At 72.7% G+C, this 21,212-nt stretch carries 23 protein-coding genes; 12 read left to right on the top strand and 11 right to left on the bottom strand.

Translation table 11 applies throughout. From position 1 onward, the window contains the following. Positions 1-88: 88 nt before the first annotated feature. Complete coding sequence (locus ACH4UM_RS19975; RefSeq protein WP_398180766.1) at positions 89-1,456, bottom strand: flavin-containing monooxygenase; 1,368 nt, start codon at positions 1,454-1,456, stop codon at positions 89-91. Positions 1,457-1,720: 264 nt separating this feature from the next. On the opposite strand from ACH4UM_RS19975, the gene ACH4UM_RS19970 reads away from it, so the two are divergent. The 4 genes from ACH4UM_RS19970 (at position 1,721) to ACH4UM_RS19955 (ending at position 4,200) form a co-directional block, all read left to right on the top strand. Next, positions 1,721-2,179 (top strand): DoxX family protein, encoded by a 459-nt coding sequence (locus ACH4UM_RS19970; protein ID WP_398180763.1) that lies wholly within the window; start codon positions 1,721-1,723, stop codon positions 2,177-2,179. Beyond that, a complete protein-coding gene (locus ACH4UM_RS19965) occupies positions 2,176-2,619 on the top strand; it encodes a Zn-ribbon domain-containing OB-fold protein (RefSeq protein ID WP_398180760.1) in 444 nt (147 codons plus the stop codon). Before ACH4UM_RS19970 ends, ACH4UM_RS19965 begins: the two co-directional genes overlap by 4 nt. A 4-nt stretch (positions 2,620-2,623) precedes the next feature. After that, positions 2,624-3,220: a GNAT family N-acetyltransferase gene (locus ACH4UM_RS19960; protein WP_398180757.1), complete on the top strand. Its 597-nt coding sequence runs from the start codon at positions 2,624-2,626 to the stop codon at positions 3,218-3,220. 74 nt (positions 3,221-3,294) lie between these two features. Then, positions 3,295-4,200, top strand: a complete 906-nt coding sequence (locus ACH4UM_RS19955; protein ID WP_398180754.1) for a GNAT family N-acetyltransferase — start codon at positions 3,295-3,297, stop codon at positions 4,198-4,200. 9 nt (positions 4,201-4,209) lie between these two features. On the opposite strand, the gene ACH4UM_RS19950 is transcribed toward ACH4UM_RS19955, so the two are convergent. Further along, complete coding sequence (locus ACH4UM_RS19950) at positions 4,210-4,875, bottom strand: pyridoxal 5'-phosphate synthase (RefSeq protein ID WP_398180751.1); 666 nt, start codon at positions 4,873-4,875, stop codon at positions 4,210-4,212. 111 nt (positions 4,876-4,986) lie between these two features. Next, entirely contained in the window at positions 4,987-6,156 is a 1,170-nt protein-coding gene (locus ACH4UM_RS19945) for a thiolase C-terminal domain-containing protein (protein WP_398180748.1), read from the bottom strand. A 127-nt stretch (positions 6,157-6,283) separates the two neighbouring features. Here ACH4UM_RS19945 and ACH4UM_RS19940 point away from each other — a divergent pair, with 127 nt between their 5' ends. After that, positions 6,284-7,468: an acyl-CoA dehydrogenase family protein gene (locus ACH4UM_RS19940; RefSeq protein ID WP_398180745.1), complete on the top strand. Its 1,185-nt coding sequence runs from the start codon at positions 6,284-6,286 to the stop codon at positions 7,466-7,468. Next, positions 7,465-7,968 carry a nitroreductase/quinone reductase family protein gene (locus ACH4UM_RS19935; RefSeq protein WP_398180742.1) on the top strand — a complete coding sequence of 168 codons (504 nt, stop codon included), beginning with the start codon at positions 7,465-7,467 and terminating at the stop codon, positions 7,966-7,968. Before ACH4UM_RS19940 ends, ACH4UM_RS19935 begins: the two co-directional genes overlap by 4 nt. A gap of 163 nt (positions 7,969-8,131) precedes the next feature. Here the strand turns inward: ACH4UM_RS19935 and ACH4UM_RS19930 are convergent, their stop codons facing one another. Next, positions 8,132-8,755 (bottom strand): LysE family translocator, encoded by a 624-nt coding sequence (locus tag ACH4UM_RS19930; protein ID WP_398180739.1) that lies wholly within the window; start codon positions 8,753-8,755, stop codon positions 8,132-8,134. Between the two features lie 82 nt (positions 8,756-8,837). Here ACH4UM_RS19930 and ACH4UM_RS19925 point away from each other — a divergent pair, with 82 nt between their 5' ends. Further along, positions 8,838-9,290, top strand: coding sequence for an Lrp/AsnC family transcriptional regulator (locus ACH4UM_RS19925; RefSeq protein WP_398180736.1), 453 nt, complete (start codon positions 8,838-8,840; stop codon positions 9,288-9,290). A 124-nt stretch (positions 9,291-9,414) separates the two neighbouring features. On the opposite strand, the gene ACH4UM_RS19920 is transcribed toward ACH4UM_RS19925, so the two are convergent. Continuing rightward, a complete protein-coding gene (locus tag ACH4UM_RS19920; protein WP_398181388.1) occupies positions 9,415-10,050 on the bottom strand; it encodes a TetR family transcriptional regulator in 636 nt (211 codons plus the stop codon). A gap of 134 nt (positions 10,051-10,184) precedes the next feature. Here ACH4UM_RS19920 and ACH4UM_RS19915 point away from each other — a divergent pair, with 134 nt between their 5' ends. The 3 genes from ACH4UM_RS19915 to ACH4UM_RS19905 all read left to right on the top strand — a co-directional run bounded on the left by ACH4UM_RS19915 (position 10,185) and on the right by ACH4UM_RS19905 (position 13,868). Continuing rightward, on the top strand, positions 10,185-10,913 hold the full coding sequence (locus ACH4UM_RS19915; RefSeq protein WP_398180733.1) for a VOC family protein: 729 nt from the start codon (positions 10,185-10,187) through the stop codon (positions 10,911-10,913). 189 nt (positions 10,914-11,102) lie between these two features. Next, positions 11,103-13,454 (top strand): PQQ-binding-like beta-propeller repeat protein, encoded by a 2,352-nt coding sequence (locus ACH4UM_RS19910; protein ID WP_398180730.1) that lies wholly within the window; start codon positions 11,103-11,105, stop codon positions 13,452-13,454. Between the two features lie 174 nt (positions 13,455-13,628). Further along, positions 13,629-13,868 carry a hypothetical protein gene (locus ACH4UM_RS19905; protein ID WP_398180727.1) on the top strand — a complete coding sequence of 80 codons (240 nt, stop codon included), beginning with the start codon at positions 13,629-13,631 and terminating at the stop codon, positions 13,866-13,868. An 8-nt stretch (positions 13,869-13,876) separates the two neighbouring features. Here the strand turns inward: ACH4UM_RS19905 and ACH4UM_RS19900 are convergent, their stop codons facing one another. From ACH4UM_RS19900 to ACH4UM_RS19885, 4 genes are all read right to left on the bottom strand, one after another. Beyond that, positions 13,877-14,026 carry a hypothetical protein gene (locus ACH4UM_RS19900; RefSeq protein WP_398180725.1) on the bottom strand — a complete coding sequence of 50 codons (150 nt, stop codon included), beginning with the start codon at positions 14,024-14,026 and terminating at the stop codon, positions 13,877-13,879. Between the two features lie 251 nt (positions 14,027-14,277). Further along, positions 14,278-15,075, bottom strand: a complete 798-nt coding sequence (locus ACH4UM_RS19895; RefSeq protein ID WP_398180722.1) for an enoyl-CoA hydratase/isomerase family protein — start codon at positions 15,073-15,075, stop codon at positions 14,278-14,280. Continuing rightward, on the bottom strand, positions 15,072-15,488 hold the full coding sequence (locus tag ACH4UM_RS19890) for a Zn-ribbon domain-containing OB-fold protein (protein WP_398181385.1): 417 nt from the start codon (positions 15,486-15,488) through the stop codon (positions 15,072-15,074). The genes ACH4UM_RS19895 and ACH4UM_RS19890 overlap by 4 nt, the downstream gene beginning before the upstream one ends. A 28-nt stretch (positions 15,489-15,516) precedes the next feature. After that, on the bottom strand, positions 15,517-16,671 hold the full coding sequence (locus ACH4UM_RS19885; RefSeq protein ID WP_398180719.1) for a lipid-transfer protein: 1,155 nt from the start codon (positions 16,669-16,671) through the stop codon (positions 15,517-15,519). A 109-nt stretch (positions 16,672-16,780) separates the two neighbouring features. Between ACH4UM_RS19885 and ACH4UM_RS19880 the strand changes: the two genes are divergently transcribed. Continuing rightward, complete coding sequence (locus tag ACH4UM_RS19880) at positions 16,781-18,382, top strand: FadD3 family acyl-CoA ligase (RefSeq protein WP_398181383.1); 1,602 nt, start codon at positions 16,781-16,783, stop codon at positions 18,380-18,382. 158 nt (positions 18,383-18,540) lie between these two features. On the opposite strand, the gene ACH4UM_RS19875 is transcribed toward ACH4UM_RS19880, so the two are convergent. After that, on the bottom strand, positions 18,541-19,035 hold the full coding sequence (locus ACH4UM_RS19875; protein WP_398180716.1) for a transposase family protein: 495 nt from the start codon (positions 19,033-19,035) through the stop codon (positions 18,541-18,543). Positions 19,036-19,071: 36 nt separating this feature from the next. After that, entirely contained in the window at positions 19,072-19,437 is a 366-nt protein-coding gene (locus ACH4UM_RS19870; RefSeq protein ID WP_398180713.1) for a hypothetical protein, read from the bottom strand. Between the two features lie 332 nt (positions 19,438-19,769). Here ACH4UM_RS19870 and ACH4UM_RS19865 point away from each other — a divergent pair, with 332 nt between their 5' ends. Next, entirely contained in the window at positions 19,770-21,140 is a 1,371-nt protein-coding gene (locus ACH4UM_RS19865) for a S1 family peptidase (RefSeq protein ID WP_398180710.1), read from the top strand. Positions 21,141-21,212: the final 72 nt, after the last annotated feature.

Below are 21,212 nucleotides of genomic sequence, written 5' to 3'. Positions count from 1 at the left end.
CAGTAACTGACGCACTGTCAGATTACTGAACCGACGCCGAGTCAGGAATGGCTGTGCGGGGAAAGTGTGCGGTGGGCCTGGACGCCGCCTAGCCGGGCAGCCGGGAGACCTGGCGGCCGTCCTCGCGCGCGCTGTCCTTGGCCACGGCCTTGGCGATCTTCTCCGCGTCGATGGCCAATTCGCGGAACATGCCGCTGATGGGGTTGGTGAAGCCGGTGAAGTACAGGCCGGGCGCGTTGCCGGGGGTGTGCGGGCCGTGCACGACCGGTCTGCCGCGGGCGTCCAGGACGCCGAGGTGGCCCACCAGGCCCTCCAGGGCGCGCACATAGCCGGTGGCGGCGATGACGGCGTCCGGCTGGATGTGGCTGCCGTCGGCGAGGACGACCTTGCCGTCCTCGAAGTGGTCGACGGCGGCCACGACCTCCACCCTGCCCTTGCGTACGGCGTCGATGAGGCCGACGTCCTGGACGGGGATCGATCCCTCGTTGACCCGGGAGTACAGGCCGGTGCCGGGGCGGGGCAGGCCGTGCGCCGACAGGTCCGGCACGCTCAGCCTCGCCAGCGGCCGGGCGAGCCGGTCGACCAGCCCGACCGGCAGCCGCCGGCACAGCACCCCGGTGTACTGGGCGGCCCACCCGGCGGTCGACCGGCGCACGATGTGCGGCGCCGTGCGCACCGAGAGCCGCACACGCGAGGCGCCGCCCTCCACCAGGTCGACGGCGATCTCGGCGCCGGTGTTGCCGACGCCGACGACGAGCACGTCCCGGCCGGCGTACGGTGCGGGGTTGCGGTACGCGGACGCGTGCAGAAACTCCCGCGACTCGCCGGGCGCCTCCCGCTCGCCGGCCTTCCCCGGCGCGCTGGACTCCTCGGACTCCCGCGAGGCGCCGGACGCCCCCTGGGCGCCGGGCGTGTCCGACGTTCCCGACTCCCCCGACGCGCCGGCCGCGCGCGAGGCGCCGGGCTCCGCGGCCCCGCCCGCGAATGTCTCGCGGCCCGGCCATTCCGGCACGCGGGGGGTGTGGTTGTAGCCGGTGGCGACCACGACCGCGCCGCCGGTCAGTTCCCGGCCGCCGGTGGCGTGCAGCAGCCAGCCGGTGCCGTCGGGCGCGCGCTCGACGCGGGAGACCTCGACGCCGGTCACGATCTCCAGTGCGTGGTGCTCGGCGTACTTCTCCAGGTACCGCACCACGTCGTCCCGTGCCACCCACCGGCCGAACCGGCGCGGCATCGGCAGCCCGGGCAGCGCGGACAGACGGCGGGTGGTGTGCAGGCGCAGCCGGTCGTAGTGGCGCCGCCAGGACGCTCCGACCTGCCCGGACCTCTCCAGGACGACGGCACGTATCCCCCGGGCGCGCAGCGCGTACGCGACGGCCAGCCCGCCCGGGCCGCCGCCGATGACGTAGACGGGGCGGTCGGCGTGCTGCGCGGCGGCAGGGGAAGTGGAGTCGGCCATGAGCGCGAGCGTAATCACGCACCTGGTTGATGGGTCTCGGTCAAGACCGGAATTGGTTGCGGATTGATCACGGCTGTGGAGAAAGCGTCGTGATTCCGGCCGGGGCGCGCGCATCCGGTGGGTGCTCGCAGGTGTTTCCTGCCTTCCGGGCCTGCTCGCTTCCCGCCCGCGGCGCGGTGCGTCCGGCGGGCGTCTTGCGCGCGGCGCAGCGCTGCCCGAAACTGACGTACCGTCAGATCCGGTCGTCGTCGGCAGGAGAGTCCATTGGGCACGGACACGATCTGGCTCACCGGTGCGCAGTGGCTGGCCGTCCTGCGCATCGGCCTCGGGCTGTGGTGGCTGGAGAGCTGGCGGCACAAGGACAAGAAGGGCTGGTTCGAGCGGGGCACCGGGATCGCCTGGGCGGCGGACGTCGCCGCCCGGCACCGGTGGAGCGCGGTGCGGTCCGGCTTCGACGCGGTCGTCGCGCCCCGGCCGCGGGTGATGGCCTACGTGGTGGTCTGCGCGGAGCTGGCGGTGGGGCTGGGGCTGGTGACCGGCTTCCTGACCCCGATCGCGCTGGCCGGCGGGCTGGTGCTCAATCTCCTCTACTTCACGCTCATGATCCACGACTGGGCCGAGCAGGGGCAGAACGCCATGATGGCGCTGGTCTCCGTGGTGGGTCTGTTCGGGATGTCGTGGCAGACGTGGTCGGTGGACGGTGCGCTGGGGTGGTTCGCGTGAGCGCGCGCTTCGACCTCCCCGAGGCCGATCCCTTCACCCGGGCGTACTGGGACGCGGCGGCCGGCGGGCGACTGCTGGTGCGGCGGTGCGGGGCCTGCGGGCAGGCGCACCACTATCCGCGCGAGTTCTGCCCCCACTGCTGGAGCGAGGACGTGACCTGGGAGGCCGCGAGCGGGCGGGCGAGCCTGTACACCTGGTCGGTCGTCCACCGCAACGACCTCCCGCCCTTCGCCGACCGGACGCCGTACGTCGCCGCCGTGGTCGAGCTGGAGGAGGGGCCCCGGATGATGACGGAGGTCGTGGGCTGCGCGCCCGGGGGGCTGTGGGTGGGGATGGCGCTGAAGGTGGCGTTCAGGATGGCCGGGTCCGGGTCCGGGTCCAGGTCCGGGGGCGGACGGGCGGACGGTCAGGTCGCGGTGCCGCTGTTTCGGCCACAATGATCGGATGGCCGACATATGTGAGGGGTCCCTCGCCGACCCCGCTCCCGAGCTGCGTGGTCACGGTCTCCGGCTCCGGATGTGGGACCCGGGGTCCGAGGCCGACGTCGAGACGTGGCTGCGCGGACGGTCCGACCCGGAGTTCCGGCGCTGGAACACGCCGCTGGTGGTGGAGGAGGGCCTGGCCGACGCGCGCGAGTCGCTCGCCGCGCATGTGCACAACGCCGTCAGCGCCATGGGCGTGCCCTTCTGCGTCACCGACGAGGCGACCGGCACGACGCTGGGCCATGTCGGCGTCGGTGTCGTCAACCGGTCCATGCGGGCCGGACGGGTCGGCTACTGGGTGCTCCCCGAGGCCCGTGGCCGGGGCGTGGCCACCGGGGCCCTGCTGCTCGCCACCCGCTGGTCCTTCACGGAACTGGGCCTTCACCGGCTGGAGTTGGACCACGCCCTCGGGCACGAGGCGTCGTGCCGCATCGCCGAGCGGTGCGGTTTCCCCTACGAGGGGACCCTGCGCGGCGCGATGTGGGAGGCGGGCCGCCACGACGCCTTCCGCGACTGCCACCTGCACGCCCGCCTGTCGTCGGACCCGGAGCCCAGGTGAGGCGCGGGCGTCGCCGGGTGGCGTGGACGCCGTAATTCACAGGCGCCGGGCGGCCGTTCGCCGGACCATGAAGCATGACTCACGACAACTGGTATCTGATCGGCGATCTCGATGAATTCCTCTCCCGCGCGGGGGAGTTCCTCCGCTCACGGCCCGCGCGGCACACCGTGCACCTGACCGTGACGGAGAACCTGCGCTCACGCGGGGGACGCGTCTACGGGGACGGGGCGCCCGAGTTCGGCGTGCTGGAGGAGGTCGGGGCCGTGCGGGCGGCCTTCTTCCGCACGCCGCCCCATCCGCTCGTTTCCACGCCCCTGACCGAGGCGGAGGCCGACGCGCTGGCGGGGCGGCTGGCCGGTGCGGGACGCGCCCTGTCCGGCGTCAACGCCGAGCACGACACCGCCGCCGCGTTCGCCGCGGCCTGGCGGCGGCACACCGGCGCCGAGGCCGCCGTCCACAAGCGGCTGCGGCTCTACCGGCTGGGCGAGTTGTCCGTGCCGCAGCCGGTCCCGCCGGGGCGGGCGCGGGTGGCGGGAGCGGAGGACCAAGAGCGCCTGGCCCGGTGGTACGGGGAGTTCTGCGCCGACGTCGGCGAGACGGTCGTGCGGAACCCGGCGGACTGGGCGGACGAGCGCGTCGAGCGCGGTGACGTCAGGTTCTGGGAGCTGCCGGACGGGACGCCCGTCGCGATGGCCGGAACGTCCCCGAAGGTCGCCGGGCAGATACGTGTGGTCGCGGTGTACACGCCGGCCGGGCTGCGCGGCCGGGGCTACGCGGGAGCCGTGACGACGGAGGTCACCCGGGCCGCGCTGGCCGCGGGGGCGGAGGAGGTGCTGCTGTTCACCGACCTCGCCAACCCGACCAGCAACGGGCTCTACCAGCGGATCGGGTACCGGCCGGTCTCGGACTTCGCGGTCCACGGGTTCGCGGTCCACGGGTTCGCGGTCCACGAGCGCGCGGTCCACGCGTCCGCGGGCTGACCGGCACGGTCACGGCCACAGCAGCTCGCGGCTCCAGCCGTCCGTCGTACGGCGGTACAGCAGCCGTACGTGACGGCGGCGGGCGTCGCCCTGGAAGAACTCGGCCTCGGTGGGCAGGAGACGGTAGAGGGTCCAGGAGGCGGCATCGGCGTCCGGCTCGTGTTCGGCCCGCGCCCAGGCGGCCTCGGAGGCGTCCCGCAACTCATCCAGTGAGCCGAGGACTTCGCTCTGCCGGCCGGTGAGCGCGGCGGCCAGGGCGCCCGTCGAGCGGGCGTGCAGGTCCGAGCGGGCCTGCTCGGGCGGGGCGAGGGTGACCGGGCCCCGCACACGGACCTGGCGGCCCTGGACCGGCCAGTAGAAGCCGAGGGCCGCGTGCGGGCGGGCGGCCAGATGGCGGCCCTTGCGGCTGCCGGCGTGCGTGCCGAAGGACCAGCCGTCCCCGTCGGCGCCGTGCAGCATCACGATCCGGACGTCCGGGTGTCCCTCCTCGTCGGTGGTGGCGAGGGACATGGTGTGCGGCTCCCGCTCGCCGGCCGCCACCGCCTGCGCGAACCACTCGGTGAAGAGGGCGAGCGGGGCGTCGGGCGCGGTGGCCGGGTCGAACGGGGGCAGATCGGTGACCTCCGGGTCCCACACCCGCAGTGACCGCAGCAGCTCGTGAAGATCCGTCTCCATCCCCCGAGTATCGCTCCGCGAGGCGGTACGGCCGCACCGGCTGCACTCGTGCGGCGGCCCGGCGCCCACGAACCGCCCACGTGTTCCACTCCGGCGTCCTGTCCGCCGGGGTCAACGTCCCAGGACCACCGTCCCCGAGGAACAGAACCAGCCGCCGGTCCCCGAGGCCACGGCCAGCCGGGGCAGCCGCCCGCCGTCCTTGCGGACCTGCCGTCGCCCGGCCTCGCCGCGCAGTTGCCGTACGGCCTCCACCAGGAGGAACAGGCCCCGCATTCCCGGGTGCTGGGCCGACAGGCCGCCCCCGTCGGTGTTCACCGGCAGCTGACCGCCCTCGACCCGCAGCCGCCCGTCCGCCACGAACGCCCCGCCCTCGCCCTTCGCGCAGAAGCCCAGGTCCTCCAGGGTGACCAGGGTCATGTAGGTGAAGGCGTCGTAGATCTCCGCGAAGTCGATCTCGTGGGGGCGTATCCCGGCCCGCCGGAAGGCGAGCCGGCCGCTCACCGCCGCCGGGGAGAGGGTGAAGTCGGGCCACTCCGACATCGTGGTGTGGGAGACGTGCTCCCCGGTGCCGAGAACCCAGACCGGTGGCTTGCGGCAGTCCGGTACGTACTCCTCGGCGGCCAGGAGGACCGCCGCGCCGCCGTCCGAGCGGATGCAGCAGTGCAGCCTGGTGAAGGGGTCGGCGATCAGCGGGCCGGCCAGGACGTCGTCGACCGTCACCGGGGCGCGGAACATCGCCTCCGGATTCAGCGCCGCGTTGGCCCGGGCCTGCACCGCCACCTCCGCCAGCTGCTCGATCGTGGTGCCGAACTCGTACATGTGGCGGCGGGCGGCCATCGCGTACTTGGCGATCAGGGTGTGGCCGTAGGGGGCCTCGAACTGGAGCGGGCCGCGGTTGCCGAAGGAGAGGGTGCCCGTACGGCGGCCCGCCCTGACGTCCGCGCGCGCCGTGGAGCCGTAGACCAGGAGCACCGCGTCCGCCCGGCCCGCGGCTATCGCGTCGGCCGCGTGGGCAGCCATGACCTCCCAGGTCGAGCCCCCGACCGAGGTGGAGTCCACCCAGGTGGGGCGCAGGCCCAGGTACTCGGCCACCTCCGCGGGGGCCAGCGTGCCCAGGCCGGCCGAGGCAAGACCGTCCACGCGGGCGCGGTCCAGGCCGGCGTCCGCCAGGGCCCGGCGGGCCGCCTGGGCGTGCAGGGCGTACGGCGTCGCGTCGTCCACGCGACCGCAGTCGGAGAGGGACACGCCGACCACGGCGACCTTGCGGTTCCCTGTCGTCATGAATCTGACGGTATATCAGTCAGGTGCCCGTGCGGCAGGTCGCGGCCCGGGTTCCGGCTCTGGGCATTCGCGCCCCGGCGCCCTAACATGACGGCCCGTCAGATATGGAGGTCCGGAGGGGAGAACCATGGACGCCCGCTTCACCGCCGAGCAGGACGAGATCCGCCGCACCCTGCGCGAGCTGCTGCGCAAACGGTGCGGAGCGCAGGAGGTGCGCGCCGCGGTGGACACCCCCGCCGGATACGACCCCGCCCTCTGGGCCGCCCTCGCCGAGCAGCTCGGACTGCCGGGCATCGCGCTGCCCGGCACCTGCGGCGGTGCCGGATGCTCCGTGACCGAGCTCGCCCTCGCCTGCGAGGAGACCGGGAGGGTGCTCGCGCCCTCGCCGCTGCTCGCCACCTCCGTTCTCGCCGCGCCCCTGATCCTGGCCCTCGGCACCCCCGCCCAGCGCACCGGCCTGCTGCCCCGGCTCGCCGCGGGCACGCTCACCGCCGCGTTCGCCGTGCCCGGCTCCGCCCTCGCCACCGCGCTGGCGCTGATCGGCGGCAACGGCGGCGACTGGGCGGGCGGCGGACGCGCGGGCGGGGTGCAGGCGCGGCGGGCGGGAGACGGGTGGCGGCTGTACGGGCAGGCCGACCAGGTCCTGGACGGGCACCGGGCGGGGCTGCTCCTCGTCGCCGCGCACACCGGGGGGTTCGCGCGGTCGCGTACCTTGCTCTTCCTCGTGCCGGGGGACGCCGACGGCCTCGTACGGGCCCGGCTGACCGCCCTGGACGCCACCCGCCCGCAGGGGCGTGTGCAACTCAGGGACGTGCGGGCCGAGTTGCTGGGTGATGAGGGCGCGGACGTCCTCGGTGCGCTGGCCGGCGCCGGGGACGCGGCGGCCGCCGTGCTCGCCTGTGAGGCCGTCGGGGCCGCGGGCCGGGCGCTGGAGCGGACCGTGGAGTACGTGCGGCACAGGAAGCAGTTCGGGCGGGCCATCGGCTCCTTCCAGGCCGTCAAGCACCGGCTGGCCGATGTGTACGTCCAGGTGCAGGCCGCCCGCTCGGCCGCCTACTACGCGGCCTGGGCCACCGGGAACGGGGAGCGCGTCGGAGGGCTGGCCCTGGCGCAGGCCCTTCAGGCGCTGCGGTGCGCCGCCGGCGAGGCGATCCAGCTGCACGGCGGGATCGGGTTCACCTGGGAACACGAGGCACATCTGTACTTCAAGCGGGCGGCCGGCGACGAACTGCTGTTCGGGCCCGTGCACCGGCTGTGGGCGCGAGCGGCGGACGTGGCCGGGCTCTTCGAGCGAGGGGAGGTGCTGGTGTGACGGCCGGCCCCCGTGCCCGGCGGATCGTGCAGAAGGTGTCCGCCACGCGCGCCTTCGCCCGCCTCGCCCCGCACGTCGTCCCCGCCCTGGACCGTGCCGTGCACCGGCTCTCGGGCGGCCGGCTGCTGCTCAGCGCGCAGATGCTGCCCAGCCTGGTGCTGACCTCCACCGGAGCCCGCACCGGGCTGCCCCGCCGGACGCCGCTCGCCTGCCTGCCGGAGGAGGAGGGACGGAGCTGGATCCTCGTCGGCTCCAACTTCGGGCGGACCGGTCACCCCGCCTGGACGCACAACCTGCTCGCGCATCCGGACGCCGAGGTCAGCCGGCAGGGCCGGGACGTGCCCGTGCGGGCCCGGCTGCTGACCGGGGAGGAGCGGGCGGCCGCCTGGGAGGCCGTGCTCGCCTTCTGGCCCCCGTACGCCGCCTACCAGGCGCGGGTGGAGCGGGAGATCCGGCTCTTCCGGATCACGCGCGAGGACTCCTGGGCCGACCGGGCCTAGTAGTGCTGTGGCCGGCAGGGTTTGCCGGAAGGCCCGCGGTGTCCGGTGCGGTGCATCGCAGGGCGGAGCGTCGCCGGCGTACTGGACGTACTCGGGTGATGTGACAACGCGGCGAGGTGCCGTGCCGGGCGTCGCGAGCCGGTGAACCTTTCCGGCCGCAGCACTAGAGCGTGGCCAGCCGCTCCACCAGCAGAAGCGCTCCTGTGCCCAGCATCGCCGCCCCCGACGTGCGGACGACCGCACGGGCCGCCGCCGGCCGGGCGTGCAGTACCGCGCCGGCCAGGGTGCCCACCGTGAGGTAGACGGCCGCGCAGCAGGCCATGTGCAGGCCGCCGAGCGCCGCCGTCTGCACGGGGACGGGGACGTGTGCGCCCCGAGTGGTCAGGAACTGGGGGAGGACGGAGAGGTAGAGCAGCAGGCCCTTGGGGTTCAGGCCGCTGATCGTGGCGCCGCGCAGGAAGACGTGGGGGGCCGTCGTGGCGAGCGACTCCCGTGCCGCTTCCACCGCGGCCGGCCTGCGCAGCACTCCCCAGCCCAGCCACACCAGATAGCCGGCGCCCGCCACCGTCAGCGCCGTCAGCAGGCCGGGTGAGCCCGCCACCAGGACCGCGAGCCCGGCGACGGCCAGCAGCGTGTGCAGGGCGTAACCGGCGACCAGGCCGCCCACCGCCACCGTGACCGAGCGCTCCCTCAGGCCCGCCGCGATCGCGTACGCCCAGTCCGCGCCCGGCACGCAGACCAGCAGGAAGTCGACGGCCAGGAAGGAGAGGAGCGTTCCGGAGTGCATATCGGGAACATTAGGCGTGATCGTTGCGAAAGTGTTTCTTAAGTTTTCCCTTGGTGACCGGTTTCGAGGCAGAATCTTCTACGTGGACGACGTGGACCGGAAGATTCTTGCCGAGCTGCAGCAGGACGGGCGGCTGACCGTGACCGAGCTGGCCGCGCGGGTGCGGCTGAGCGTCTCGCCGTGCCACCGGCGGCTGCGGGAGCTCGAGCGGTCGGGGGCCGTGCGGGGGTACCGGGCGGTGGTGGACCCGGCCGCCGTCGGGCTGACCTTCGAGGCGCTGGTCTTCGTCTCGATGCGGCAGGAGGACCGGGACACGGTCGCCGAGTTCGAGCGGGCGGTCAGCGAGGTGGAGCACGTGCTGGAGGCGCAGCGGCTCTTCGGCGACCCGGACTATCTGCTGCGCGTGGCCACCGCCGACCTCGCCGCCTTCCAGCGGCTGTACGACGAGCGGCTGGCGACGCTGCCGGGCGTGCAGCGGCTGACGTCCACGCTGGTGATGAAGCACGTGGTCACGGACCGGCCACTGCCCGCCTGAGGGCGCGCGGCGCGCGACGCATGCGCGGGGCGCCCACAGCGCGGCAGGCGGCGGTCCACCCGGGTGAACCGCCGCCTGCCTGACAGGACTTGGAGCCCGGAAGCAGCCCGGGCCGGAGTACGGGTTATCTCGTCGGCTTCTTGCCGGTGATGCCCAGGTACACCAACAGCGCCAGGTTGGGTTTGAGCTCGGCCTGCTTCACGCCCCAGGAGGAGAAGCCCTTCTGGTGCGAGGCGACCGCCGCGAGCATCGCGACCAGCGAACCGGCGATCGCGGCCGGGTTCACGTCCTTGTCGACCTTGCCCTTGGACTGGAGTTCGGCGACCGAATCCGCGAGGGAGTTGTTCACCGAGTTGAGGATCTTCATGCGGAGCTTGTAGAAGCGCTTGTCGCCCTCGGCGGCCCCGAGGTCGACCACGCGCAGGATCGCGTCGTTCCTGCGCCAGAACTCGAGAAACCCGTCCACGAGTTCCTGGGCGGTCTGCCAGCCCGCCTTGCCGACCCAGGACCGCCCTTGGAGCAGCTCGGTCAACCCGGCGCCCTCGGCTGCCATTTGCTCGGCGATCTCCAGGACGGCGCCCTCGACGTCCGGGAAGTACTGGTAGAAGGTCGCGGGCGAAGTGCCCGCCTTCCGGGCGACATCGATGACCTTGACGTCCCGGTAAGGGGAGGAGCTGAGCATCTCGCTGAGGCAGTCGAGCAGCTTCTGCCGGGTCGCCTGCCCACGCCGGCCGGCCACGCGGCCGTCGACGGTACGCACTTGTCCTGTCATGCCGTCAGCTTACCGAGGGGTGATCGGAGCGCGATTCGGCCGACTGCAAATGGGGTGCACGGGTGACAGGAGGCTGGTGTGCCTGGTCTGCGGCCTGCGCACGACCCGGCTAGTTTGACGGCATGGCCGAAAACAGGGCATCCGCATACACAGAGGGCGTCCCCTGCTGGGTGGACGCGCAGCTTCCCGACGTCGAGGCGGGCAAGCGCTTCTACGGTGAGCTCTTCGGGTGGACCTTCGAGCAGGAGGAGGCGTACGGCGGCTTCGTGCTGGCCCGGCTGGACGGGGAGCCCGTCGCCACCCTCGCCCCGAAGACGGACGGCCGGATGCCCACCGTCTGGACGGTGTACTTCGCCACCCCGGACGCCGGAGCGCTGGCCGCGCGGATCCGGTCGGCCGGCGGGCAGATCCTGGGCGAGTCCCGGACGGTCGCAGACTTCGGCACCGCCGTCCTCGCCGCCGACCCGGAGGGCGCCGTCTTCGGGCTGTGGCAGCCGGGCAGCCACCCCGGCTTCGGCCGGCATCACGAGGCGGGCACCTTCGGCTGGGCCCAGCTCTACGCCCGTGACACCGACGCCGCCAACGCCTTCTACGGCGAACTCTTCCACGAGGCCCTTTTCGGCCCGGGTGCCCGCCCCGACTTCGGCCGCGCCCCCGTCACCGAGGTCTTCCCGCCCGAGATGCCGCCGCACTTCCTGGTCCACTTCCGGGTCGAGGAGATCCAGGCCGCCCTCGGCGCCGTCGGCAGGCTCGGCGGGCGGGTGCAGGTGTCACCTTTCGAGACGTCCTACGGAACCGTGGCCGTCGTCGTCGACAATCAGGGGGCGTCCTTCGCCGTACTGCAGAGGTGAAAGCCGTCCCCCGCACGGGAAGCGGAGGATTTGCGGCAGGACATCCCGATTCGTCACCGGGTTCGCAACCGGTGCTCCGGACAGGAAGAATCGGGGTGCGTGCCGCCATGGCGGTGCGGTGGTGAGACGCTGCACGAGGGTCGCGTACATATGTGGGTGACGCGGCTCGTACGGGGAGGTGGCAGGCAAGTGGTGGATCAGCTGACGCAGCACGATCCGCGGCGGATCGGGCCGTTCGAGGTGCTGGGACGGCTGGGGGCCGGCGGCATGGGGCTGGTCTATCTGGCGCGCTCGGCGTCCGGCCGGCGGGTGGCGATCAAGACGGTCCGCACCGAGCTGGCCGAGGACCAGCTTTTCCGGGTCCGCTTCACGCGCGAGGTCGAGGCCGCGCGGGCGGTCTCCGGCTTCTACACGGCCGCGGTCGTCGACGCCGACCCGCGCGCCGCCGTGCCGTGGCTCGCCACCGCCTACGTTCCCGCGCCCTCCCTCGAGGAGATAGTGACCGAGTGCGGGCCGCTGCCGGCCCAGGCGGTGCGCTGGCTAGCGGCGGGCGTCGCCGAGGCGCTGCAGTCCATCCACGGCGCCGGGCTGGTGCACCGGGACCTGAAGCCCTCCAACGTGCTGGTGGTCGAGGACGGGCCGCGGGTCATCGACTTCGGCATCGCGTCGGGTGTTTCGAACACCCGTCTGACCATGACGAACGTCGCCGTCGGCACCCCCGCCTACATGTCTCCCGAGCAGGCCAAGGACTCCCGCAGCGTCACGGGCGCCAGCGACGTCTTCTCGCTCGGCTCCACCCTGGTCTTCGCCGCCACCGGCCACGCCCCCTTCCACGGCGCCAACCCGGTCGAGACGGTCTTCATGCTGCTCAGAGAGGGCCCGGACCTGGAGGGGCTGCCGGAGGAGCTGCGCCCGCTGATCGAGTCCTGCATGCAGATGGAGGCCACGGGCCGCCCCACCCCCGCCGACCTCCAGGCCCAGCTCGCCCCCCACCTCTTCGGCTCCGGCTCCGACGACAGCGGTACGGCCTCGGCCTGGCTGCCCGAGCAGGCCGTGGGCCTCATCGAGTCCCGCCGCGGCGGCCGCCCGGCCGCGCTGCCCGCCTCGCCCGGCCCCCGCAGCGGCGGCCGGCCCCACGTACCGCCGCCGCCCTCGCGCGACCCGGTCGTCCCGGCGCCCCCCGTTCCCGTGCCCGCCCCGGTCGGCGCCCCCGGCTCCGGTCCCGTGCGGCTGGCCGGTGCCCAGGTGCCGATCGGCCCCGGCCCGCGCGTGGCCGACGCCCGTGCCGCCGCCGTCAAGGCACCCCCTCCCGAGGCCGGTCTCGCCGCCTCCTGGTCCAGGCCCCGCCCCGGCGTCAACGGCGCCGACCCAGCCGTACCCGCCGTCCCGGCCGCGCCCCCGGAGACGGCGACCGGCTGGCGCCCCTGGCGCTTCCGTATGTCCAACGACGTCTGGGGCACCCCCGCCGTGGCCGGGGACCTCGTCTACGTCACCTCCTTCGAGGTGCACGCCCTGGACGTGGCCACCGGCCGCCGCCGCTTCAAGACCCGCGACGTGGCCTGGTCGATGGCGGTCGCCGACGGCCGTATCCACGCCTCCGACGGGCCCACCCTGTTCACCCTGGACGCCCGCGAGGGCGCCGATCTGTGGCGGCTGCAGACGGACGCCTGGGTGTACTCGCTCAAGGCCGACCGCGGCACGGTCGTCACCGGCACCCGCGGCGGCGGCGTGCAGGCCTGGGAGGCCGCCGGCGGCCAGAAACTGTGGGAGATCAGCGGCTGCCAGACCGACTTCGAGTCCCCCGAGGCCGGCCCCGCCGTGCACGACGGCACGGTCTACGTCTGGCAGGACGCCCGGCTGCGCGCCCTGGACGCCCGCACGGGCGAGGAGCGCTGGTCCTACCCCATCGGCGACGCGGCCTCCTGCGGCGGTGTGCCGGTGCGCATCACCGCCGCCCCCGACGGCTATGTCTACGTCTCGGCCGGCACCCGTGTGCTCGCCCTCGACGTGGCGAGCGGCCGGGTCCGCTGGCACTTCGAGGCCCCCGCGGTCTTCCTCTGCCCGCCGGCCTTCGTCCCCGGCCCCGCCGTGACCGGCGGGGGCATCTACCTCGCCGACTACCTCGGCACGGTCTACGCCCTGGACGCCACCGACGGCCGCGACCGCTGGCGCATCGCCACCGAGTCCCGCGCCTCGATCGACCCGGTGCTGGTGGCGGCCGGCCATGTCCACGTGGGCAGCGGCAAGGGCCTCTACACCCTGGACGCGGTGACCGGCACGCCCAAGTGGCGCTTCCAGTCCGGCGGTGAGATCGTCGGCTCCCCGGCGGTCGCCGAGGGCCGTATCCACTTCGGCTCGACCGACCACCTGCTGTACACCCTGAAGGCCGACGACGGCCGGCTGCGCTGGAAGCTCGCGACCGGCGGCGAGATCACCGGTTCCCCGGTGGTCCGGGACGGGGTCGTGTACGCGTGCAGCAAGGACCGCTGCGTGTACGCGCTCGACGCGGAGAAGGGGACGGGTACCGCCCGCACCGCATGAGCCGCGGATTTGGTGACGGCCGTCGCACGGGTACACGGAAGGGCTCGGGCGGCGGCCGTCGGTCCTGGTGAGCGGCGCTTTCGTCACCGCTCTCACCCGAGACGCTACTCCGCGTGCGGGACGGCCGCCACGCGAGCCCCGGGGGCCGCTGGACTCCCCCGATAGGGTGATCGCATGCAGACACGGGGGCGCAGACTCAGGTTCACGGCGGTACTGGCGATCACGGTGCTCGCACTGACGGGCTTTTCCCGGGGCCACGGGCACAGCCACAGCCACAGCCACAGCCACAGCCACAGCCGGCACGGCAGCAGCAGCGGCGGCGGGAGCGGGGGTGGGTGCAGCAGCTCGCGCCAGGACCACGACAGCTCGTCGCCCTCGGGCGGCTCCTCCGGCGGCTCGTCCGGCAGTTCGTAGGGCGACTCCTACGGCAGCGGCGCCGGCGGGACCTGCAACCGCCGTCCCACCCACCGCGCGACCTCCACCCCGTCCGGCACCAGCGGCACCGCACGGACGCTCCAGGACGGTGCGGCGAAGCTGGTGAGCTGCGCGACCGGGAAGAAGCCGTAAGCCACCGTCGAGGTCCGCAACCCGGGCGGCCGCGTCGGCACGTTCGGCGTCCGGGTCCCCTTCAAGGACAAGGCCGGCGACGAACTCGGCCACGGGTACGCGGAGACCGAGGGGCCCGCGAACGGCGTCAGGACGCTCCGGGTCAAGGCCGGCGCGGACGTCCTCGACCGGCTCGGCCACTGCGAGGCCGACCCGCGGGCCACCCCGGTGGACCCGGTGGACCCGGTGGACTGACCGGCGTTCGCGCTCCTCGCGCTCACCGCACCCCGAAGCCCCCGCCCCGCCGTCCCGCGAACAGCTCCGCCTGCCGCTCGGCCGGCAGGTTGCCCAGCGCGATCAGGTGCGGCGCCTGGGCGAACGCCTGCGCGCGGGCGGCCTCCTTCGCCGCCCACAGCGCCCGTACGGTCCCCTGCACCGCCTGCGCCGGATACCCGGCGATGACACGGGCGCGGTGCAGGGCCGACTCCAACGCCTCACCGGGCTCGACGAGTTCGGAGACCAGCCCGGTCTCGTACGCCCGCCGCGCCGAGACCCGTTCCGCCGTCCCCATGAGCATCATCCGCGCGACCTCCCCGTAGGGCATCCGCTCGGCCATCAGCACGGACTCGTACGCGCTCACCATCCCGTAGGCGGTGTGCGGGTCGAAGAAGACCGCGGTGGTGTCGGCGACGACGAACTCGCTCTCGCCCAGCAGGTAGAAGGCGCCCCCGCAGGCCATCCCGCACACGGCGGCGACGACCGGCTTCCACAGGTCGTTGGCCTTGGGCCCGACCCGCAGCAGCGGATCGTCCGTCATGAACGGCGAGCCGGGCTGCGGCACGACCGCGTCCCGGTCGATCCCCGTGCAGAACGCCCGCTCCCCGGCCCCGGTGAGCACGACGGCACGCACCGAGTCGTCGAACCGCAACGCCTGCCAGCAGGCAGTGAGTTCGCCGGCCAGGGCCAGATCGATCGCGTTGAGCCTCGCGGGCCGGTCGAGGGTGACGACGGCGACCCCGGTCTCCTCGTCGGCCAGGACCCGCAGGCCGCCGCTCGTGCTCCCGGCCGTGCTCATGGACGCTCCAGGACCCACTGGGGAAGGCCGCGGTCGTCGAACACGACCTGCACGCGCGCCCCGATCCGGACCTTTTCCGGTGGGAGGGAGCCGAGCGGCGCCCCGGCCTCGGTGACGAGGTTGCCGACCAGCCGTATGCGCGGCGCGTCGGCCAGTTCGACGACGATCACGTTGTACGGCGCCTGCTCGGCGTAGCCGGGCAGGAGCGGCGGATGCGGCACGACGTAGGACCAGACCCGGCCGCGCCCGCCGACCCGCAGCCACTCGCACGCGAAGGACTGGCAGTGGGGGCAGCAGGGGCGGGGCGGGAAGCGGGGCTCGTGGCAGTCGGCGCAGGCCTGTACGCGCAGTTCGCCCTGGGCGGCGTACTGCCAGAAGGGTGCGCCGTCGGCGTCGACGACAGGGTTCAGCACGACGGCCTCCTGAGTGTTCTCCATCTCCTCAGCTCCTCAGCAGCAGGGCGGAGGTGGGGACGCCTTCTCCAGCGGTGACCAGGCAGGTGGCGGCGCCCGGGACCTGTGCGGTGCTGGTTCCGCGGAGCTGTTTCACGCCCTCGTTGACCAGGTTGAAGCCGTGCACGTAGGCCTCCGAGAGCCCACCGCCCGAGGTGTTGAGGGGCAGCCGCCCGCCGGTCTCCAGCGCGCCCCCCTCGGTGAAGGCGCCGCCCTCGCCCCGCCCGCAGAAGCCGTAGCCCTCCAGGGAGAGCGGTATGAGGGGGGTGAACGCGTCGTAGATCTGGGCCACGTCGACGTCCTCGGGCGTGAGGTCGGACTGCTTCCACAGATGCCGGGCGGCGGTCCAGGCGGGGCCGGTGAGGGGGTCTTCGTTCCAGTAGTTGACCATGCCGTGGTGCTGGGCGGGCAGCCCCTGGGCGGCGGAGTGGACGTAGACGGGCCGGTGCCGGCAGTCGAGGGCACGCTCCCTGCTGACGACCACGCAGGCCAGCGCGCCGTCCGTCTCCAGGCAGTTGTCGTAGAGGCAGAGCGGCTCGCTGATCCAGCGGGAGGTCATGTACATCTCGCGGGTGAGCGGGCGGTCGTACATGATCGCGGCGGGGTTCTGGTTGGCCCGGTTGCGGCAGGCGAGGGCGACGTTGAAGAGGTGGTCGCGGGTGGCGCCGTACTCGTGCATGTAGCGCCTGGCGAGCATGGCGATCTCGTCGGCGGGGCGCAGCAGCCCGAAAGGCCGGGTCCACTGGGCGGGGGTGGGCAGCTGGACGGCGGTGCTGGTCCAGGGCCGGGGCCCGCTCCCGCGTTTGCGCGACCGCCATGCGACCCCGACGGTGGCCTGCCCGGCGGTGATGGCGGCGGCGAGATGGGCGACGGTGGCGCACGAACCGCCCCCGCCGTACCCGGCCTTGCTGAAGAAGGTGAGGTCACCGAGCCCGAGGGCCTTCGCCAGCTCCACCTCGTCGGTCTCCTCCATGGTGTAGGAGGCGAGGGCGTCGACCTCGGCCGGGGCGATTCCGGCGTCGTCGAGGGCGGCGAGCACGGCCCGGCAGGCGAGGGTGCGTTCGTCCTCCGGGAGGCGTCTGGCGAAGGCGGTCTGCCCGATCCCGACGATGGCGGTGGCGTCCTTGAGACCGGGTCCTGGCATGGGTGCACCTCCGGCGGCTCCGCATGTTGCTGACAGGCCGTCAGGTTACAGCTAATCTGACGGTCAGTCAGCTATGCCCGGTGCGGCTCGGATGTGCGGGAGGCCGATGATGCGCGGTGACGTGGAGTGGGGCAGCATTCCCGGACTGGTGCGGTCGGCGGCCGAACGGTACGCCGCCACCGAGGCGGTGGTGGACAGCCGTACGCGCGTCTCGTACGCGGAGCTGGGTGCGCGGGTGGACCGCGCGGCGGCGGCGTGCCTGGCGACCGGGGTCGCCGTCGGCGACCGGGTCGCCGTCTGGGCGCCGAACTCCCTGGACTGGATGGTCGCAGCGCTGGGCGCGGTGTCGGCCGGGGCGGTGCTGGTGCCGCTGAACACGCGGTTCAAGGGCGGCGAGGCGGCGTACGTGCTGCGGCGCTGCGGGGCGCGGCTGCTGTTCGTGACGGGCACCTTCCTGGGGACGTCGTACGTGGCGTCGCTGCGCAGGGCGGCGGGGCAGGGGGAGGGCGACGGACCGCTCCCCGGGCTGCCGTCCCTGCAGGAGGTGGTGGTCCTGTCGGACGACGCCCCACCGGACTTCCGCACCTGGAAGGACTTCCTGGCCGGCGGGGAAGGGGTGGGCGAGGCGGAGGTGAGGGCACGGGCCTCGGCGGTGACCGCAGTGGCCCCCTCGGACATCGTCTTCACCTCGGGCACGACGGGCCGCCCCAAGGGCGCGGTGATCACCCATGCGCAGACCCTGCGGGCGTACGGGATCTGGAGCGACCTCGCGGGCCTGCGGCAGGGCGACCGCTATCTGATCGTGAACCCCTTCTTCCACACCTTCGGCTACAAGGCGGGCGTGATCGCCTGCCTGATGCGGGGCGCGACGATGGTCCCGCAGCCGGTGTTCAACGTGGACACGGTGCTGGCGAACGTGGCGGCGGAGCGCATCTCGGTCCTGCCCGGCCCGCCCACCCTCCTCCAGTCGCTCCTGGACCACCCGGCCCGGGACGCCCACGACCTCTCGGCGCTGCGCCTGGTGGTGACGGGCGCCGCGGTGGTCCCGCTCCGGCTGGTCGAACGCCTGCGCGGTGAACTGGGCGTCGGAACGGTCCTGACGGCGTACGGGCTGTCGGAGGCCGGCGGCCTGGTGACGATGTGCCGCCGCGGCGACGACCCCGCTCTGATCGCCTCGACCTCGGGCCGCGCGGTCCCGGGAACGGAGGTGAAGGTCGTGGACTCCTCCGGAACCGCGGCCCCTCCGGGCACCCCGGGCGAGGTCCTGGTCCGCGGGTTCAACGTCATGTGCGGCTACTACGAGGACGAGCCGGCCACCGCCGAGGTCCTGACCGGGGACGGCTGGCTGCGCACGGGAGACGTGGGCGTCCTGGACGAGGCGGGCAACCTGCGCATCACCGACCGCCTGAAGGACATGTTCATCGTCGGCGGCTTCAACGCCTACCCGGCGGAGATAGAGCAACAGCTCGGCCTGCACCCGGGCGTGGCCGACGTGGCGGTGGTCGGTGTCCCGGACCCACGCCTGGGCGAGGTCGGCAGGGCATACGTCGTACGACGCGAGGGTTCCGTCCTCACCGCCGACGACCTGATCGCCTGGTCCCGCCGGGAGATGGCGAACTACAAGGTCCCGAGGACGGTCGAGTTCGTGACGCAACTCCCGCGCAACGCGAGCGGCAAGGTGGTGAAGGGGGAGCTGCGGGGGAGGGATTGAGAAACCACGGGACCCCACGTTGCCCTGCGGTTCGCTGGATCAGTGAGTCTCCGCCAAGTTGAATTCGCAGCTCAAATGGCTGGTGCGACCGGTTTGTGACCGGTTCTCGGGGGTGCCCGCATTGGCCGTGGGCGGCTGTCTGAGGAGTGGATCGTCTGTCAGCGGTCGACGTCGAGGTTCGTCAGAACGAGCAGGGCGCGCAGGAGGTGGGTGTCGCGGGCAGGGTCGGCGCGGAGTTTGGTCAGGGTCCTCCAGTTCCCGGGGTGGGCGAAGCTGTGTTCGACTGGCGCGTGTCGGGTGGCGAGGACACGGTCGGCGTCCTTCTGGCCGGGTCTGAGCTTGTGGGCGCGGGTGGCTGTAAGGCCGGTGACGCTCACGGGGATCGCGTACGTCGTTGTCCAGGCCGCGGAAGCCGAGGTCCGCCAGCGCCCGAGGCCGGCGGCGCGCAGGTGGGCCAGGACGTGGTCGTGGCGGGCGGTGATGTCGTGGGTGCGGCCTGGCCGGGCGGCGGATATCCAGATCAGGCGGCCTCTCCCGTTGGTCAGAGCCAGGAAGTGCGGGCCATGACTGCGGCGCGTGCCGGAATAGTTCCGCCGGTCGGCCCTTTCGGCGCGGCGCTGGGTGGGGATGGGAGTGCCGTCGATCAGGACCACCTCCCCGCCCGTTTGTCGACCTTCTTCAGGGCACGGTCAAGCGCGGAGGCTCGCGCGGCCAGCAAGGCGATCAGCTCGTCGCGCCAGCGGCGGACGCTCGGACACGTTGTTGCCGCCGGCCCGCCAGGCGCTGGTCGTGGCGCAGCACGGCCACAGCTCTTCGCCGACCTGCCGGGCCATGACCGGTCCGGCGGCCTGCCGCACGGCGGCGAGGATGCGCTGGTAGTCCGGCGGGAGCGCGGCGTCCTCCATGCCCGGTGTGCGGTGCGGGATCAGCGTCACCGTCTGCCCGCCCACTTGCCCGGGCGTCGGTGCGGCAGCAGCGCGCTTGTCGGCGAGCTGCTCGTTCATCCGCTCAAGGACCCGTTCGGCGACGGCGAGTTCATCCAGCTCAGCCCGCACCTCCGCCAACTGCTTGGCCAGCCGCTCTTCAAGGCCGTCCAGTTCCGCGCGCCGCGCGGTTGATCCGTTCCAGCAGTTTGGGATCCAGCATGCACGGGACGCAGCCCGCCCGCACTATCTCCTTGATCGGCTACGCCGTCTCACCGGTCCGCTGACCTCCTGGACGTCCGCGTACGGGGCGGCAAGTTGGCGCCGTGCCTGCCCGATTTTTTCTCTTGCCTCAGCGCCCTCACCCGGCAACCATGATCAAGTCAATTGCGCAACTGAGGAAATGAGGTCAAGTGAAAGGCATCACGCCAGGTCGCAGACGAAGAACCGTAGCCTTATCTGTCGTGGCACTGACCATCGCCTTCCCGCTCATCGCATCCACGTCGGCGGGGGCGTCGGCTCAGCTGCCAGGCAGCGAAGCCGCGAAGCTGGCAGCCGCGGGGGCCCACAGCCGCCCTGTCACGAATCCACGCCTCCTCGCGATCGAGAAGACCCAGGAAACGCTCGACAAGATTGCTGGGAAGATCACTGAGGGGCTCTCGGAGTCCGACCGGGCCAAGATTCCAGGCTTCACTGACATAGAAGTCGATCCCATCCGCGACAGTCTGCGTCTGTATTGGAAAGGCACCCCGCCGCAACGCGTACGGCGCATCCTCGCCCGCCTGCCCAAGGGGGTGACTGCTTCTGTCCGTCCCGCGCGCTACTCGAAGGCCGAACTGCACCAGGCACGCAGCAGGCTCCTGCGGAGTGGGAAGCCGGAAGACCTGCGCATCGCGTCCACGTCGACTCCCATCCGCATCACCAGCATCGGGCTCGCAGTAGACGGAAGTGGTCTGGAGATCGGCTACGACGAAGACCGGGGCACAGGCAAGCGGAGTCAGGCCGACCCCCTGGCCGCCGTCGCTCGCAAGAGTAGGTCGAGTGAGATCAAGACGGTCACCGACCACGCAACTGGCGTCCACACCACCGTGGTTTACAAGCCTTTGAGTGTGGACCTCTCGTCGCGGCAAGAGGACAATACGCCGTGGTACGGAGGGTCAGCGCTACGGAACCCGTCAGGCGGCATCTGCTCCAGCTCGTTCAGCGTGCAGACTGCCTCTGGCCAGCACGAGCTCAGCACGGCTTACCACTGCGGTGGTGGTAACGGTGTATGGCATACCTACTGGGGTGGGAAGCTGATCGGCACCACCGACGGCGACCAGAGTGACGCGACGGACGACGCGCTGGGCATCCGCCTGCCATCCGGTCAATCCGCCGGACGGCTGTACGATGGTCCGGCGGACGAGACCGACGGGTACGCCAAGCCCGTCACCGGCTGGGGCCACAACAACGTGGGTGACTACGTCTGCACCGATGGCGCGAACTCCGGTGTGCACTGCAATGTGCAGATCGCCAAGACGGACATCGGAGTCACGGGTGCCAACGGCGTGTACCGACCGGTCACCGACCTCGCCTATTCCACCTCGCTCACCCCGGACCACATCGCGGCGGTGAACGGCGACAGCGGTGGGCCCGTTTTCGCCGGCGTCAACAACTACACGGCCGACGAAGCGCGCGGCATGATCACGGCGCTCGACCGGACCGTAACGTGCCCGTCATCGGAGTACGTTCTTGACAGCGGCGTGAGAACTCCCTGGTGTGTCCAAGGGGTGTACTTCGTGCCGATCTATCAAACCTTGCACGATATGTACTGGACCCTTGTCACCACCAAGTAGCCGTCTGAGCGACCTGTGGGCCGACGCGCTCGAGTGGCGTCGGCCCACCGCCGCAATCAGTCTGTCCCCGCA

The sequence above is a fragment of the Streptomyces sp. NPDC020801 genome, assembly GCF_044334385.1.
Classification (GTDB): Bacteria; Actinomycetota; Actinomycetes; order Streptomycetales; family Streptomycetaceae; genus Streptomyces.
This window is presented reverse-complemented; position numbering and strand designations above follow the sequence as displayed.